General features: G+C 41.9%; 19 protein-coding genes. 1 reads left to right on the top strand and 18 read right to left on the bottom strand.

From position 1 onward, the window contains the following. Nucleotides 1-13: 13 nt before the first annotated feature. The 17 genes from E7274_RS12255 to E7274_RS12175 form a co-directional block, all read right to left on the bottom strand. The gene (locus E7274_RS12255) at nucleotides 14-1,072 is read right to left on the bottom strand and encodes a phosphate/phosphite/phosphonate ABC transporter substrate-binding protein (protein ID WP_044936689.1); all 1,059 of its coding nucleotides are present in this window, start codon (nucleotides 1,070-1,072) and stop codon (nucleotides 14-16) included. Between the two features lie 134 nt (nucleotides 1,073-1,206). Continuing rightward, the gene (locus tag E7274_RS12250; protein ID WP_304176267.1) at nucleotides 1,207-1,434 is read right to left on the bottom strand and encodes a hypothetical protein; all 228 of its coding nucleotides are present in this window, start codon (nucleotides 1,432-1,434) and stop codon (nucleotides 1,207-1,209) included. 25 nt (nucleotides 1,435-1,459) lie between these two features. Further along, nucleotides 1,460-1,864 (bottom strand): ATP synthase F1 subunit epsilon, encoded by a 405-nt coding sequence (gene atpC / locus E7274_RS12245; protein ID WP_044936693.1) that lies wholly within the window; start codon nucleotides 1,862-1,864, stop codon nucleotides 1,460-1,462. Nucleotides 1,865-1,877: 13 nt separating this feature from the next. Next, nucleotides 1,878-3,275, bottom strand: coding sequence for a F0F1 ATP synthase subunit beta (gene atpD, locus E7274_RS12240; RefSeq protein ID WP_044936696.1), 1,398 nt, complete (start codon nucleotides 3,273-3,275; stop codon nucleotides 1,878-1,880). A gap of 22 nt (nucleotides 3,276-3,297) precedes the next feature. Next, nucleotides 3,298-4,164, bottom strand: a complete 867-nt coding sequence (atpG, locus tag E7274_RS12235) for an ATP synthase F1 subunit gamma (protein WP_090482445.1) — start codon at nucleotides 4,162-4,164, stop codon at nucleotides 3,298-3,300. A 15-nt stretch (nucleotides 4,165-4,179) separates the two neighbouring features. Further along, on the bottom strand, nucleotides 4,180-5,685 hold the full coding sequence (gene atpA / locus E7274_RS12230; RefSeq protein ID WP_074792143.1) for a F0F1 ATP synthase subunit alpha: 1,506 nt from the start codon (nucleotides 5,683-5,685) through the stop codon (nucleotides 4,180-4,182). After that, complete coding sequence (gene atpH / locus E7274_RS12225) at nucleotides 5,682-6,248, bottom strand: ATP synthase F1 subunit delta (RefSeq protein ID WP_044936702.1); 567 nt, start codon at nucleotides 6,246-6,248, stop codon at nucleotides 5,682-5,684. Before atpH ends, atpA begins: the two co-directional genes overlap by 4 nt. After that, the gene (gene atpF, locus E7274_RS12220; protein WP_033152625.1) at nucleotides 6,236-6,751 is read right to left on the bottom strand and encodes a F0F1 ATP synthase subunit B; all 516 of its coding nucleotides are present in this window, start codon (nucleotides 6,749-6,751) and stop codon (nucleotides 6,236-6,238) included. The genes atpH and atpF overlap by 13 nt, the downstream gene beginning before the upstream one ends. A 40-nt stretch (nucleotides 6,752-6,791) precedes the next feature. Then, complete coding sequence (gene atpE, locus E7274_RS12215) at nucleotides 6,792-7,049, bottom strand: ATP synthase F0 subunit C (protein WP_033152623.1); 258 nt, start codon at nucleotides 7,047-7,049, stop codon at nucleotides 6,792-6,794. Nucleotides 7,050-7,096: 47 nt separating this feature from the next. Continuing rightward, nucleotides 7,097-7,825, bottom strand: coding sequence for a F0F1 ATP synthase subunit A (gene atpB, locus E7274_RS12210; protein ID WP_304176265.1), 729 nt, complete (start codon nucleotides 7,823-7,825; stop codon nucleotides 7,097-7,099). Then, nucleotides 7,822-8,268, bottom strand: coding sequence for a hypothetical protein (locus tag E7274_RS12205; protein WP_304176263.1), 447 nt, complete (start codon nucleotides 8,266-8,268; stop codon nucleotides 7,822-7,824). The genes atpB and E7274_RS12205 overlap by 4 nt, the downstream gene beginning before the upstream one ends. Further along, complete coding sequence (locus tag E7274_RS12200) at nucleotides 8,261-8,563, bottom strand: AtpZ/AtpI family protein (protein ID WP_304176261.1); 303 nt, start codon at nucleotides 8,561-8,563, stop codon at nucleotides 8,261-8,263. Before E7274_RS12200 ends, E7274_RS12205 begins: the two co-directional genes overlap by 8 nt. A gap of 32 nt (nucleotides 8,564-8,595) precedes the next feature. Next, entirely contained in the window at nucleotides 8,596-9,081 is a 486-nt protein-coding gene (locus E7274_RS12195) for a deoxycytidylate deaminase (RefSeq protein WP_033152618.1), read from the bottom strand. Nucleotides 9,082-9,125: 44 nt separating this feature from the next. Continuing rightward, nucleotides 9,126-9,578: an arsenate reductase/protein-tyrosine-phosphatase family protein gene (locus tag E7274_RS12190; protein ID WP_074792137.1), complete on the bottom strand. Its 453-nt coding sequence runs from the start codon at nucleotides 9,576-9,578 to the stop codon at nucleotides 9,126-9,128. A 29-nt stretch (nucleotides 9,579-9,607) separates the two neighbouring features. After that, nucleotides 9,608-10,669 carry an L-threonylcarbamoyladenylate synthase gene (locus E7274_RS12185; protein WP_304176259.1) on the bottom strand — a complete coding sequence of 354 codons (1,062 nt, stop codon included), beginning with the start codon at nucleotides 10,667-10,669 and terminating at the stop codon, nucleotides 9,608-9,610. A gap of 86 nt (nucleotides 10,670-10,755) precedes the next feature. After that, nucleotides 10,756-12,498, bottom strand: coding sequence for a glycosyl hydrolase family 18 protein (locus E7274_RS12180; RefSeq protein ID WP_304176257.1), 1,743 nt, complete (start codon nucleotides 12,496-12,498; stop codon nucleotides 10,756-10,758). Between the two features lie 816 nt (nucleotides 12,499-13,314). Then, entirely contained in the window at nucleotides 13,315-13,485 is a 171-nt protein-coding gene (locus E7274_RS12175) for a DUF362 domain-containing protein (protein ID WP_090482436.1), read from the bottom strand. Nucleotides 13,486-13,815: 330 nt separating this feature from the next. Here E7274_RS12175 and E7274_RS12170 point away from each other — a divergent pair, with 330 nt between their 5' ends. Next, nucleotides 13,816-14,022, top strand: coding sequence for a DUF1858 domain-containing protein (locus tag E7274_RS12170; protein ID WP_015550586.1), 207 nt, complete (start codon nucleotides 13,816-13,818; stop codon nucleotides 14,020-14,022). A gap of 43 nt (nucleotides 14,023-14,065) precedes the next feature. Here E7274_RS12170 and E7274_RS12165 read toward each other — a convergent pair whose 3' ends face one another. Continuing rightward, a complete protein-coding gene (locus tag E7274_RS12165) occupies nucleotides 14,066-14,812 on the bottom strand; it encodes an adaptor protein MecA (RefSeq protein WP_304176256.1) in 747 nt (248 codons plus the stop codon). Nucleotides 14,813-14,935 lie beyond the last annotated feature (123 nt).

Here is a 14,935-nt window from a genome sequence, read left to right as displayed (position 1 = left end):
AATAAATTAAACATTATTGTAATGACATAATAAGCTCTTGAGCTTTTCTCTCTGAATCGTAATCCTCTGAATTAGCCTCAACATAACCATTGTGGCTGTAGATAGCGATTACTTCCTTACCAGCATCTGTGTTACCAATATTGATGAAGGCCTGTGAAAGAGCAGCCTTGAAAGCATCATCCATGATTGGAGATGACTTGCTAACGCTGATTGTATCGTTGTAGATACCATCTGTTACACCAATAACATTTGTCTCATCCCAGATGCTTGCGCTTCTGCCGTACTCTGATGTCCATTTATCCTCGTTGTCACGTCTTGCGTCAGCGTATGTAACAAGTACGTCTACCTGACCAGATGCAAGTCTTGAGAATGCTGTACCATAGTTATCTGATAAAGCTGTGTGTGAAAGATCTGTAATGTGCTTTCCGTAATTGTCCTGAAGCCAAAGTGAAGGATAAATATATCCTGCTGGAGATGAAGAATTCATTACGCTCCAGTTAAGTCCATCTAAATCTTCCCATGTAAGCTCTTCGCCATTGTTTACCTTTTCAGCAACAGCCTGACCTGCCTCTGAAGGACCTGCAATGATAAGTGCTCTATAGTATGTTACCTGCTCTGATGTAGCCTCTGTAGGCTTGTTGTCGTTCCAATCCTTTGCGCTATCGCTGTCGATTGAAAGACCGTCTCTAGTTGCTGTAAGAAGTACATCGCAACCATCGTCGTATAATACATATGTACCACCTGGAATAAGTCCAACGTCGATAGTACCAGCTGAAAGTCCCTCTCCTACTGCCTCAAAGCTAGTTCCAACTGTGATATCTACCTCGCCGATATCATAACCAAGGCCTGCAAGCTCGTTTGTAAGGAGCTCCTTAAGTGGCTCTGTAGCTGTTACGATTTCGTCTGGCTCACGTGATGGTACGAAACCAATTGTTAATTTGTCAATTTTGACATTTCCGCTTTCTGCGTCTGTTGTCTGAGCTGTCTCAGTCTTTGTAGCGTCACTACCGCATCCAACTAATAAAGACATAGCTGTGACACCAACAAGCATTTTAGAAATAAACTTCTTCATCTTTCCCCTCCTGGAATATAATTATCGTAGATATGCTACATTATTATAGGAGGATATGCAAGCACGATTTAATTTCTGTTTTTATTTAAATACAAAAAAATGGCGCCACGCATGGCGCCATAATTTTACAAAATTTATTCACTTGGTTTTTGGGATGCTCCACGCCTCTGCTGATAGACCATATTAAGCATGTCCTGTTGATATTTATCATCATTGCTAAGGACCTTTAATTTATCCTTAACCACATTCTTACGAGCACGGAGAGTTTCAAGCTCCTTAAGAAGATTAGCCTCTTCGTCCTCATATGATTTTAATTCTCTTTTGAGATCTTCTATATCTCGTTTTGTCTCAGCATCTAACATGTTATGCCTCCCCTAATTCCTATGATTATTTTGCTTTTATGTCCTGACGAACCAATGCCTTCTTTAAGGCAACCTCAGCTCTAAGCACATCAAGATTTGCATCCTTTTCAGCTAGACGAGCTCTCGCTCTGTCTTCCGCGCTACGGGCACGTTCAACATCAATCTCATCTGGCCATTCAGCAATTTCAGCAAGCAATGTCACTTTGTCTGGAAGTATTTCAGCGAGTCCCGCATGAACTGCAGCCTTTTTCACTCCCTCTGCCTCAGTGATGGTACAAATACCTGGTGCTATTACTGTAGTTAAGGGGATGTGCTTTGGCAGAACGCCAATTTCACCCTCAACTGTATTGAATTCAACCATTGTTGCTTCACCTTCGTAGAAAGTACGCTCAGGTGTAATGATTGAAACTTTAAAGGTGTTATCTGCCATGAAACGCCACCTCCTATTTGTTCTGATTCATCTTGGCACGAACCTCGTCGATTGTACCAGCATTGAGGAAGTAGCTCTCTGGGATATCATCGTGCTTACCTTCAAGGATTTCCTTGAAGCCGCGAACTGTCTCAGCGATTGGCACATACTTTCCTTCAAGACCAGTAAACTGACCAGCTACGAAGAATGGCTGTGACAAGAATCTCTGAATCTTACGTGCACGGTTAACAACAAGCTTATCCTCTTCTGAAAGTTCGTCCATACCAAGGATAGCGATGATGTCCTGCAGCTCTTTATATTTCTGAAGAATCTCCTGTACACCACGAGCAACCTCGAAATGCTCCTGACCAACGATACGTGGATCAAGGATACGAGATGTAGAACCAAGTGGGTCTACCGCTGGATAAATACCAAGCTCGGCGATAGAACGCTCAAGAACTGTAGTAGCATCCAAGTGTGCGAATGTTGTAGCTGGAGCTGGGTCAGTCAAATCGTCGGCAGGCACGTAAACAGCCTGTACTGATGTGATAGAACCGTTCTTTGTAGATGTGATACGCTCCTGAAGAGCACCCATCTCTGTCTGAAGTGTTGGCTGATAACCAACGGCTGAAGGCATACGACCTAAGAGGGCTGAAACCTCTGAACCAGCCTGAGTAAAACGGAAGATATTATCGATGAAAAGAAGCACATCCTTTCCACCCTTATCTCTGAAGTACTCAGCCATTGTAAGTCCAGTAAGACCAACTCTCATTCTGGCTCCAGGTGGCTCGTTCATCTGACCGAAAACCATGCAGGTCTTGTCGATAACGCCTGACTCCTTCATTTCATAGTAAAGGTCATTACCTTCACGAGTACGCTCACCTACACCTGTGAATACTGAATATCCACCGTGCTCAGTAGCGATGTTGTGGATAAGCTCCTGAATAAGTACGGTTTTACCTACACCGGCACCACCGAACAAACCGATCTTTCCACCTTTCTGATATGGGCAAAGAAGGTCAACGACCTTAATACCTGTCTCAAGCATTTCAGTTGATGTTGCCTGCTCCTCAAACGCTGGTGCTTTTCTATGGATTGGCATCTTCTCAACACCTGTAGGTGCTGGCTGCTCATCGATAGCTTCACCAAGTACGTTGAAAATACGTCCTAATGTTGCCTCACCAACAGGAACCGAAATTGGTGCTCCTGTAGCTACTACATCCATTCCACGTACTAAACCGTCTGTAGGACCCATGGCAATACAACGAACTGTATCGTCACCCAAATGCTGCGCAACCTCAACAACCAGTCTCTCGCCGTTATCTCTTGTGATTTCAAGAGCGTCGTTGATTTCTGGAAGCTGGCCTTCGCCAAACTTTACATCAAGTACCGCACCGATGATCTGAGTGATTTTACCAATATTATTTGCCATCTTTTCACTCCTATCTGCTTTTTTAAGAAAGCGCCTCTGCACCAGCGATAATCTCGGTCAATTCCTGAGTGATTGATCCCTGGCGGGCACGATTGTATTTTAATGATAGATCACTAATGATTTCCTCAGCATTATTTGTAGCTGAATCCATTGCCTGCATACGTGCACCGTTTTCTGAAGCAACAGCTTCAACAAGTGCGCCGTAAACTAATGAAGTAACATACTTTGGAATGATAAGCTCTAAAGCTTCTTCCTCGTTTGGCTCAAAATTCATAAGAGCTTCAGCCCCTGTAGATTTTGCAGCCTCTACATCCTCTTCACTAATTTCAGCTGGTAACAGCTTCATAAGCTTTGGAATCTGGCTTACTGTATTTTTGAAGTGTGTGTACACAAGATAAATCTGTCCGATCTCGCCATTAGCATAGTCGGAAAGAACGTCATTACAGATTGCCATAGCATCTGCATAAGTTGGTGCCTCCATTACTGGAGAATAGTCCTTTGCCACGGTGTAACCCTTGTGGGCAAGGCTCTCACCACCTTTATGACCTATTGTGTAAAGCTTTACTTCATCAGGCTTCATGCCGGCACCTGTAATCATCTTTACAACGTTTGAGTTGTAACCACCTGCAAGACCACGGTTTGATGTGATGACGATAACGCCAATCTTATCAGAACCATTATCCTGCAAATATCTGTTGTTTACGTTGCCAGCCTTGGCAAGCATACTACAAATTGTGTTGTACATAGCATTGAAGTATGGTGTAGTCTGCTCTGCCTTGCTTCTAGCCTTCTGGAGCTTTACTGTAGATACAAGCTTCATGGCCTTAGTGATCTGCTGAGTGCTACTAACACTCTGTTTTCTTCTTTTTATGTCTCTCATTGAGGCCATAACAGATCACCCTCCTTACTTGTAGCTCTTTTTACACTCCTCAATAGCAGCGATAAGCTTCTGCTCCATGTCATCCTCGAGAACCTTAGTTGTCTTAATAGCCTCTGGAATCTCTGGATACTTTGTATCAACAAGATCAAATAAAGCTTTTTCAAATGCCTGAATATCTGCTGTAGGAATATCAAGAAGATATTTCTTTGTAGCAGCGTAGATAATCATAATCTGATACTCTACTGGCATTGGTGCGTACTGTGGTTGCTTAAGCATTTCCTTGATACGCTCACCTTGTGCAAGCTTCTCAGCTGTATCTGCATCAAGCTCTGAACCGAACTGTGCGAAAGCTGCAAGCTCTCGATACTGAGCAAGCTCTACACGGATAGGAGCTGCGATTTTCTTCATAGCCTTAATCTGAGCAGAACCACCTACACGGGATACTGAAAGACCTGCGTTTACGGCTGGTCTGAAACCTGCGTTGAAAGCTTCTGTCTCAAGATAAATCTGACCATCAGTAATTGAGATAACGTTTGTAGGGATGTATGCAGATACATCGCCTGCCTGTGTCTCAATGATAGGAAGTGCGGTAAGTGATCCTCCGCCCAGTTTGTCTGAAAGTCTAGCAGCACGCTCAAGAAGTCTTGAGTGTAAGTAGAATACATCACCTGGGTAAGCCTCACGTCCTGGTGGACGACGGAGAAGTAATGAAAGTGTACGGTATGCAGTAGCATGCTTACTTAAATCATCATAGATGATAAGAACATCCTCACCGTTTTCCATCCACTCTTCACCGATGGCACATCCTGAATATGGAGCGATGTACTGAAGTGGAGCAAGCTCTGAAGCTGTAGCAGCAACAACTGTTGTCCATGCCATAGCACCATATTCCTCTAAAGTCTTAACAAGGGCTGCAACTGTTGATGCCTTCTGGCCAATTGCAACGTAAATACATTTTACGCCCTGTCCCTTCTGATTGATAATTGTATCGATAGCGATAGCAGTTTTACCTGTCTGTCTATCACCGATAATAAGCTCACGCTGTCCACGTCCGATTGGAATCATGGAATCGATGGCTTTAATACCTGTCTGCAATGGTGTATCTACGGATTTACGAGAGATAACGCCTGAAGCAACACGCTCGATTGGACGGAACTTTGTAGTATCAATAGGTCCCTTTCCATCGATAGGCTGTCCAAGTGCATTAACTACACGTCCAAGCATTGCATTTCCAACTGGAACCTCAACAACACGACCAGTTGTCTTAACTGTATCGCCTTCATTGATGTTCTTGTCGTTACCTAAGAGTACGCAACCAACATTGTCTTCCTCAAGGTTTAATACCATGCCGTATACTTCGCCAGGGAACTCTAAAAGTTCGCCCTGCATAGCATTCTGTAATCCGTGAATACGTGCAATTCCATCTGCAACCTGAATGACAGTTCCAACGTCTGACACGTCAAGCTGCGCAGCATAGCGTTTCATCTGCTCTTTAATAACCGAGCTAATCTCTTCTGGTTTTAAATTCATGGAGCGCATTCACCTACTTTCAATTGAATATTTGATAACTCGTGAGTTAATTTACTAATCTGAGTCTTGATTGAACTATCAATGACTCTATCTTTAATGCGAATTACCATACCCCCGATTAATTCAGGGTCTACCTTGTATGTCATGACAAATGAAGCATAATCGGTAGTTTGAAGTAAACGCTTCTCGACATCGTTTTTCTGTGCTTCTGTCAATTCCATAGGAGTTGAAACTGTTGCCTTACCAATCTTTTTATAATCGAATACTCGATCAATAAAGTAGTTGAGCACTGTCTCGATATCCTTTGAATGGTCCTTCTCTTCAAGCATTCTTAAGAGACCTACCATTTCATCACTGACTCTGCCTTTGAAAACCTCGTCGATGATTTGAAGCTTTTCTTCTTTATTAATTTTTGGATGATTCATCATCTGAGAAAAGCCGTCGTTTGATTTAACAACATCAATGACTCCTTCAGCTTCCTTCAGGAAATCATCGATTTTCCCTGATTCCACAGCTAGCTCAAACAATGCATCACCATATACGTTTGAGACTAATTTAGCCATGTTCCTTCACCCATTTCCTTAAGTGTTTGCTCTACTAAGGAATTCTGAATTGTTGTGTCGATGTTTGCAGCTACAACCTTCTGTGCCATCAATGCGGCAACGGAAATCATTTCCTGCTTAACCTCGTCTGCAACCTTCTTCTTCTCAAGCTCAGCTTCCTCATTTGCTCTTGCAATGATTGCTGCAGCTTCTTCCTTAGCATCGCTTACAATCTTGGTTTCACTCTTTAAGGCTTTTTGTCTTGCTTCTGCTAAAATTTCATCACGCTCTTTGCTGATGTTCTTTAGCTTTGCTTCGTACTCTGCCTTTAGCTTTTCTGCCTCTTCCTTTTCTTTCTTTGCATCTGCAATGTCCCTTGCAATGCCATCTTTTCTATCCTGCAAAAGCTTTCTTGCTGGATTGAAAAGCTTGTTTGACATTATAAGGAATAGGAAGAACATTGCTATGGCTAAAAGCACTGCATCATTTACTAACTGAAAGTCTAAATCAAATAGTCTTTCCAACTTTTAGCCCTCCTTCTTAAAATTTTTCTTCCTAGTTTCCTTAGCCTACTAATGGCTGTACAAAGAGTAACAGAAGGGCAATTACAAGTCCGTAAAGACCGGTTGTCTCGGCAACGGCCTGACCAAGTAACATAGTAGACATGATCTGTCCCTGTGCTCCTGGGTTACGTCCAACGGCTGCTGCACCATGACCAGCTGCAATACCCTGTCCAATACCAGGACCAATACCAGCGATAACTGCTAAGCCGGCACCGATTGCTGAACAAGCTTTAATTAAATCTTCTCCTGTAATGTTCATAAATGTTTTCCTCCTAATATAGTAAACTTTTTGTTTTCAGTCCCTTTTTAAGAATCACCGTAAGACTGAGCTATGTATGTCATTGTCAACATACAGAATACATAGGTCTGGATTGCACCTGAGAAAATATCGAAATATACATGCAATGCTGCAGGCCATATCAAGGCGAACTTTCCTAGCAATCCATATACAAGACCCATAATGATTGTTCCTGAAAGAACGTTTGCAAATAAACGTAGTGACATTGAAATAGGCACCGCAATATCGGATATTACGTTTATTGGCAGCCAGATTGGTAGCCATGGTGGCAATGGAGAACACTTGTCAATCCAAATGTCCTTCGCGCTCTGGTGCCTTACCTTTACTACATGAATGCAAACAAAGGTAATTAATGCAAGGGCCAATGTTGTGCCGTAATCGGCTGTTGGTGGTCTTAAGCCAACCAAACCGGATAAGTTAGATACCAAAATGAAACAGAATATGGTACAAATCCAGTTTGCAAACACTGGTGCGTGCTTACCCATACTTCCTTCCACCATCTTATCTAAGAGTCCTACTATCAACTCCAAGATACTCTGGAAGGTATCAGGAACTTCAGTGGCATGCTTCAGCTTACGATTGGCGATAAGAGAAAATATTACCAATGAAAGCCATACGATAAGGATGCAGACATGGGAAGTTGTGATCCAAACTTCATGACCAAAGACCTTGTAACTGAAAAGACCTTTTATCATGTCCACAGTATCACTCGAGGCCAGCAAAATTCCTTCTGTCACACTTTCACCTCCTTTGTATTAAGTTCTTCATTATTACCCTCGGATATATTGGAACTAGTTTTTCCGAGTCTCTTTATTAGCAAAGGCTGTGCATACGCACTGACCTTAAGCCCTAAAATACCGATGATAGCTGTAAACATGTTGCCAAGTTTAAATACCATCATCAAAATCATTACTGCGCATACGATTAAGTATCGCATTACAGATTTGAAGGAAAGATATTTTTCATGCCCCTTTCCTATGCGAACTGATTCTTCAATAATCATCGCTATGTGGATTGCCATAAATGTGGCACATCCAATGCCTATTAGAAGTCCGCTGGTGTATCTGACTTTGTCAGTTACAAACCAGACCCCAATCAGTTCAATTAAAACACCATATATAAGTATTCCTAAAACCAAGCCAGGTAGAGCTTGATTTAGTCTTTTCATCCAATTAATCATGCTTTTCCTCTGACTGATTTTTTGCCTCTTCTTCCAGACGTCTTGCTCGCTGCCCTGGGGATTCCTCGTTTTTTAAATACCCCTTAACAGAACGATATGCTCCGTTAAATGCTGCAACTATGCCTATCAGAATTCCTCCGATGATATACATGTCGCTGTGGGAATTAGTTACCTTCGATAAAAAGATTCCCACCGCCATACAAAAGAAAATCGGCACTATTACATTTATTCCAAATTGAAGCACCATTACTAGTGAATTGGCCACTTCACGATTTGTCTTTTTCTTGTCCCTCAATGTAAGCTCCTATTAGTTCAATTTACAGTTGCTTAAAGTGTAAATGAAATCTCTCTACCAGTATGCTGATACTGATGGAATTCAACTCCAGCAGCTCTTAGCATACGCTTTGATGCTATAACTGATGGTGTATTTTCGTATTTATCACTGTCATAGATAACAGTTTTAATGCCTGACTGAATAATAGCCTTTGCACATTCGTTACATGGAAATAGTGACACGTACAGCTTTGAACCTTCCAGTGAACCACCTCTGTAGTTTAGGATTGCGTTCAATTCGCTGTGTGTTGTATAGAAATATTTATTTTCCAGAGGGTCCCCTACTCTTGCCCAAGGGAACTCATCGTCTGAACATCCATTTGGAAAACCATTGTAGCCCATTGATAAAATCTTATTGTCCTGGCTAACAATACAAGCTCCAACCTGTGTATTTGGGTCCTTAGATCTCATACCCGATAATACTGCAACGCCCATAAAGTACTCATCCCAGCTAATATAATCAAGTCTCTTATCACTCATGGTCTATTCCTCCAATACGTATATAATTCTTGCCTTATTTATATTTATGCCTCAATAACCCTCATTAACTTCTCAATCGAAGCCTTCAAGACTTCGTAGCACAAACCGTAGGTCTGTACTGAGCCACCGTAGGGATCCATCACCTCAAGCTCGTCCCCAACGAGCTCGTTTAAGAGGCGTGTATTTTCCTCTGTGGCGTTTGCATATTCACTTAATATTTTTTGCCTTTGGGTCTCTTCCATTGTGATTACAAGTGTGGATTCGGAAAAATCCGTATCTAGTAACTGTTTGGAAGAGTAATCCTTCAGCGTAGTGCCATTACTGATTAATATCGCTTCCGCCTTTTGATTCAACGGCTCCGGGAACTGAACTATAAGTCCCCTGGCCTCACAAATAATCGGCCTGCTGTGCTCAGTGGCATGGAAAATCGCCGCCGCCATGGGGGCTCTCGATGTTCCACTACCGGAAGCAAAAATCACTCTATTAATATTTTTCATTTCATATTCTCCTGACTGCCGGTTGATGCCTAAACGTCAAGTGTCTTCTGACCAGCTGCTTTCAACAATCGATTCATGATTGCCTGCCCCATATTTGGAGTAGCGAAGCTTTCAGAATATATCAAATCTACACCAAGTTCGTCAAACTTTCGTAGAATGTCGTAAAGATTGTGAGCTATGCTGCCCTCGTCAGATCTGTCCCCTATTACAAGAATCTGACCATCGCTATATCTATCCGCAGTTTCTGATGTGGCGATAATACCAACCTTTGAACCAGCCTCAATTGCTTGTTTTGTAAGCTCATTGATTTTGGCTACGACTTTATCCTCATCACCGGAAATGATAGTCAAATCACCCTTAGGTGCATAATGCTTATATCTCATTCCTGGTGCTTTTGGCTTTGCTCCACTGGTGGTGCCTTTGTCGTTGTAGACAATTCCTGGGTCAATTCTGACCTCTCCAACCACCTCTTTCAGCATTTCCATATTGATGTATCCTGGCCTAAGGATTGTAACAACATCCTCTGTCAAATCTACGATGGTAGACTCCAATCCGATATCTACAGCACCTCCATCCAAGATGGCGTCTATCTTTCCTGATAAATCCTCGTATACGTGACTAGCCTTTGTAGGGCTTGGTCGGCCTGATGTGTTGGCGCTAGGTGCCGCAATCATACATCCACTTTCCTCAATAAGTGCTAAGGCGATTGGATTGTTTGGCATTCTTACTGCCACCGTATCAAGACCACCTGTTGTCTCGTATGGGATAACCTCGTTTTTGTTGACCACCATTGTAAGTGGCCCTGGCCAAAATGCATCTGCCAGCTTTTTAGCGTTCTCTGGCAAATCCTTTGAAATTTCTTGTAACTGTGAGAACCTTGCAATATGTACAATTAAAGGGTTGTCCGATGGACGACCCTTTGCTGCGTATATCTTACGCGAGGCCTCCTTATCTTTGGCGTCTCCGCCTAATCCGTAAACTGTCTCTGTCGGAAAGGCTACAAGCCCTCCCTTTCTAAGTATCTCAGAAGCCTCACTGATATATTCCATATTGATTGGCTCTGCAGAAACATCCATAATCCTAGTAATCATACTCAAAATTATATCACTTTTCCATTAGAACTCAATCTTTTTGAACTGTTACAAAGCCCATAAAACCATGATTTTTTTGTGTTCTCTTATAGGTACTTTGCAATAATATTCCATACTCCTGTGCTATCAAAGCCTTTCTTCCAGAAGGCTCCTCCAGCCAGATTGTATTTATCCATTACCTTTAGCTTTTCTTCGATGGAAGTTTCATCCTCCACCCAAATCTTGTAAGTTGTGCTTCCATCAGCATATTCTGCATAGTACTGACCGTACTCATCTGACCATGCTGCAGACACACCATTTGTCTTAAGATATGACTGAATTGCATCCATTCCGTAAGCTGTGCTATCAACAGAACCATCCTCTGCCACTTCCCAAACTCTACAATAGAATGGCATACCGAGGATTACCTGCTCAGCTGGTACATCATTAAGCGTGTCAGCCACACCCTGTTCTACCCAATTGATTGATGCAACAGAACCTGCTTCCTCGCTTCCGCCGTAGTGCTCATCGTAACCCATGATTATTACATAGTCTGCATACTTAGCCTGCTCTGCTCGATTATAAATCTCAGATGAAGCAGTAGGTACATAGTTGTCTACTGAAAGAATGATATCGTTCTTTTCACATTTAATTGAAAGCTCCTTGATGAACTGAATATATCCATCAGCTGCACTTCCTGAGAGCTGCTCGATATCGATATTGATTCCATCAAGACCGTATGTAATAGCCTGCGCAATAAGATTATTAACTAATGCGTCTCTTGATGATGTAGTGTTTAAAACTGTTGTTGTATCAACATCTGCATCCTCAAGATTGCTCACAAGGCCCCATACCTGTACATTATTTGCATGACATGTACTTACATATGAAGAGCTTGCGATTGAAGCAATTCCGCCTTTGTTATCATTCAAATAGAACCAGGTAGGTGACATAACATCAACACCTGTTGAGCTTGCAAGAACTGTGGCAATATCTCCATTTGCTGACTGGTTTGTAACCTGATGCCAAAGCAATGAAATATCCTGTCCTGCTGAAATATGGTTGTATGTACGCTCAGGCAACTCTGCTTCAACTGTCTCAGTGCTCTTAAAGGAAATAGCACTATTTTTGATGTAACCCATAACACCATTCTCTGAAACAACAAAGCTCCACTTACCTGTATCACGAACAACGTAGATAGCTTCGCCCTTTGTGACATCCTCAAGAACTGGGCTCTTTGGACCATTAAGCTTTCTAATCTGAGTCTTACGCTTTGCTGTATACAAATCTGTAGATGAACCTACAGTCTGGACAACAACTCTATCAGGCTCTGAATAATAATTAATCTTGAAATCTGTAAGAAGCTTAAGATAATCCTCCGCAATATAGACTGTATCATCCTGCGCCAAAACTACTGGCAAGCCAAGGCTATTATTGCTCTTATCTATTGAATAATCTGCACTACCAACTGTTGCAGTATAAACCTCAGAATCAGTAGCATATCTCAGAGTAATCTCTGATGAATCGTAAACATATCCATCATCCAGATAATCCTTTACAAATCCAAGCTCCAAATAAACATTGCCATCATTTACTATGGCATAGCCATGTTCCTCAAGCTCAGAACTGATATACTCTCCATCCAAAACGACCGCTGCTTCGTTTTCATGGAAGACCTGGAAGTAATCTGCCAAATCCATATGCTCTTTTGTAGGCGTATACTTCTTAATGGCGTATATTCCCACAATCAACACCGCAAGAGCTATAATTCCTGCCGCAATGTAAATATAACCCCTCGGAATCCTAAATCTTTTCTTTCTCTTTCGTCTATGTCTATACGTATTGCTCATAAGCATCTCCCTCGTATCTATATTCCCTCAAAGTATAACAAACCATCCCGCCAAATTCCACCTTTATGTGGCCCCGCTCCCCTGCACTGCACCCCGGCCCAGGCCCCTCCCAACTTAATAAATTGTAATACCCGCCCCTAGTGTACAAGGCTCATACTTATTTACTTGCATCGTCTGCGGATTATGTTTTTCTAAGCATCACGTGTCGCATTTATTATGGTGCGTGTTCTTTAAATTCTTTGCACTTCTAACGCCGCTGTTGGTAGAGTGGGCAGACACACACTATTTGTAAGTATTAATCTCCACAGCAAGCTTAGGAATAATTGCCGCGACATTTGAAGTGAGCCAAGAAAATTTAGAAAGGGTATTTTGCGATGAATAGGCGTGAGGCGCCATGGACGGCGCCGAGAGCCCGACAACGAAACGGACTGAGTTAAAGGACGGCGCCTAAGCATCCAAAATCCCCTTTCTAAATTTTCTTGGCAAACGGAGTATGAGCGCAATTATCCTAAGCCTTGTGTGGAGACTAATACGTAGACTTCAAGTGTCTGCCCTCTACCCACAGTGGCTTCGAAGTGCAAAACCAATTAAAGGACACGCACTTAATGCTCCCTTGTGATGCTAAGAAAAACTATAATCCTTGCGCTGTCAGCGTAAATAAGTATGAGCCCTGTACACTATGGGCGGGTATTCATACTACACTGTCGGGAGGGGCCTGGGCCGGGGACCTTACTCACAACAGGGGTGTGGGGAGCAGGCACAAAAAAAGAGCACCGCGATTGCGATGCTCTTTAACCGGTTTTCTTGATTAAGCTATTAGCCCTGAGAGATTGCTCCTGTTGGGCAAACACCTGCACATGTACCACACTCAACGCAAGCGTCAGCGTCGATGTTGAACTGTGAATCTCCCTGTGAGATAGCTCCTACTGGGCACTCAGGCTCGCATGTACCACATGATACGCATGAATCAGAAATAACGTATGCCATAGTTAAAATCCTCCTTAAATATCTTAATTGATAAAAATTAATCAATTTCATTTGATGTCTCATATATTACACCTAAATTGTGTCTAAATCAAGGACAAAATTGTTTTTTTATGAATCCCTTTAAAATCAAGGCCCACCACGGTTATATTAATCTAACTCCTGTTGATTTAGGCTAACAGTTGTTTTAATTGTGTACACAAATTAGTTTCACACTAGCTTCAAATTGAGCACAATGTAATTGTATATAATCCACAACAATGGAATAATGGTTTGCGAAAAGAAAAAAAGCATGTTATTATCAATTGAAATGTTAAGAAAGGAGAAGTCAAAATGGCAAGAGTTTCTAAAGCAACTATGATCGGCGAGCTTCTTCAGATTGATGCTGATGTAGCTCCTATCTTACTTAATATCGGCATGCACTGCCTCGGATGCCCATCTTCACAGATGGAGACTATCGAGGAGGCAGCAATGGTACACGGTATCGATGCTGATGATCTCGTTGAAGAGATTAATACATTCCTTGATTCAAAGGCTTAAGACGCAAATTAAAAAAGAGCTTCGCAATGCGAAGCTCTTTTTTTTATATCATTGCTAATTTCTGTACCGCATCACCGTTGACAAGTACTTCATAGTGCTCAGCCATGTATTGGTCTGTACCAACTACATAATTCTGCTGATCACTGTATTCTGATAAGATGTTGCATACTTTATTGTATGTTTCAGCTGTATCATCTGATTTACTAACTACTAAATAGTATTTGTTATCAAATGGACTCTTATAGAGAGAATTCTTTCCCTTGTAAAAGCTACCAAGTATTCCAGAAAGTCGAATCACATCATCCATGTTGTCGAAAACAAACATCTTTGTGATGTCCACTGGCAAGCCATTTTTTGCTGCCTTTTCTGGTGAAGTTGTTATAGCTTCCTGTGCCTTTTCAATAAGACTGTTGAATATGTTAAGTATGTCGTCTGCTGCTGCCTCATTAAATGGCTTTGCTGGTGCATCGAGGATTTCGTCATCATCATCGTAGTCATCGTCATCCTCTGAAAATCTCGAGAAACGAGTATCAAGCTCGTCAGGATTTTCTACCTTTGTCACAAGAAGGACAATGGATTCTGATGAAAGTGGTATAGCTTCTATCATAAGTGGAATATCTTCCGCTTCAAAACCGTACTGGTAGGAAGCCTGTTCCATAAGTTCTCTAAATAATTCTCTGGCCTTTGCAGAACCATAAGCTAATTCTGAGAGCTTAATGTGTCGGCTTATTAAATCTTCTCTAGACAGAGTGCATCTGATCTGGTTTTCGTTGATTCTTTCAATCTTCATAAAAATCACCTCCCGATCGATATAAGATGCGCTACTATTAGCATTTTTCTTATATGGATTATATATATATTATATCGGAAAGTAAAGCAAAGATACCATATAAAAGGTGATAAAAGTATTAAA

The organism is Pseudobutyrivibrio ruminis, assembly GCF_015057245.1.
Taxonomy (GTDB): Bacteria; Bacillota; Clostridia; order Lachnospirales; family Lachnospiraceae; genus Pseudobutyrivibrio; species Pseudobutyrivibrio ruminis_E.
Note: the sequence above shows the minus strand (reverse complement) of the source record. Positions and strands in the feature narration are given on the sequence as shown.

What these genes read in the sequence shown, in the direction of transcription:
- E7274_RS12255 (WP_044936689.1), bottom strand. Translation starts at nt 1,072, where the DNA reads ATGAAGAAGTTTATTTCTAAAATGCTTGTTGGTGTCACAGCTATGTCT.
- E7274_RS12250 (WP_304176267.1), bottom strand. Translation starts at nt 1,434, where the DNA reads ATGTTAGATGCTGAGACAAAACGAGATATAGAAGATCTCAAAAGAGAA.
- atpC (WP_044936693.1), bottom strand. Translation starts at nt 1,864, where the DNA reads ATGGCAGATAACACCTTTAAAGTTTCAATCATTACACCTGAGCGTACT.
- atpD (WP_044936696.1), bottom strand. Translation starts at nt 3,275, where the DNA reads ATGGCAAATAATATTGGTAAAATCACTCAGATCATCGGTGCGGTACTT.
- atpG (WP_090482445.1), bottom strand. Translation starts at nt 4,164, where the DNA reads ATGGCCTCAATGAGAGACATAAAAAGAAGAAAACAGAGTGTTAGTAGC.
- atpA (WP_074792143.1), bottom strand. Translation starts at nt 5,685, where the DNA reads ATGAATTTAAAACCAGAAGAGATTAGCTCGGTTATTAAAGAGCAGATG.
- atpH (WP_044936702.1), bottom strand. Translation starts at nt 6,248, where the DNA reads ATGGCTAAATTAGTCTCAAACGTATATGGTGATGCATTGTTTGAGCTA.
- atpE (WP_033152623.1), bottom strand. Translation starts at nt 7,049, where the DNA reads ATGAACATTACAGGAGAAGATTTAATTAAAGCTTGTTCAGCAATCGGT.
- E7274_RS12205 (WP_304176263.1), bottom strand. Translation starts at nt 8,268, where the DNA reads ATGATTAATTGGATGAAAAGACTAAATCAAGCTCTACCTGGCTTGGTT.
- E7274_RS12195 (WP_033152618.1), bottom strand. Translation starts at nt 9,081, where the DNA reads ATGAGTGATAAGAGACTTGATTATATTAGCTGGGATGAGTACTTTATG.
- E7274_RS12190 (WP_074792137.1), bottom strand. Translation starts at nt 9,578, where the DNA reads ATGAAAAATATTAATAGAGTGATTTTTGCTTCCGGTAGTGGAACATCG.
- E7274_RS12185 (WP_304176259.1), bottom strand. Translation starts at nt 10,669, where the DNA reads ATGATTACTAGGATTATGGATGTTTCTGCAGAGCCAATCAATATGGAA.
- E7274_RS12180 (WP_304176257.1), bottom strand. Translation starts at nt 12,498, where the DNA reads ATGAGCAATACGTATAGACATAGACGAAAGAGAAAGAAAAGATTTAGG.
- E7274_RS12175 (WP_090482436.1), bottom strand. Translation starts at nt 13,485, where the DNA reads ATGGCATACGTTATTTCTGATTCATGCGTATCATGTGGTACATGCGAG.
- E7274_RS12170 (WP_015550586.1), top strand. Translation starts at nt 13,816, where the DNA reads ATGGCAAGAGTTTCTAAAGCAACTATGATCGGCGAGCTTCTTCAGATT.
- E7274_RS12165 (WP_304176256.1), bottom strand. Translation starts at nt 14,812, where the DNA reads ATGAAGATTGAAAGAATCAACGAAAACCAGATCAGATGCACTCTGTCT.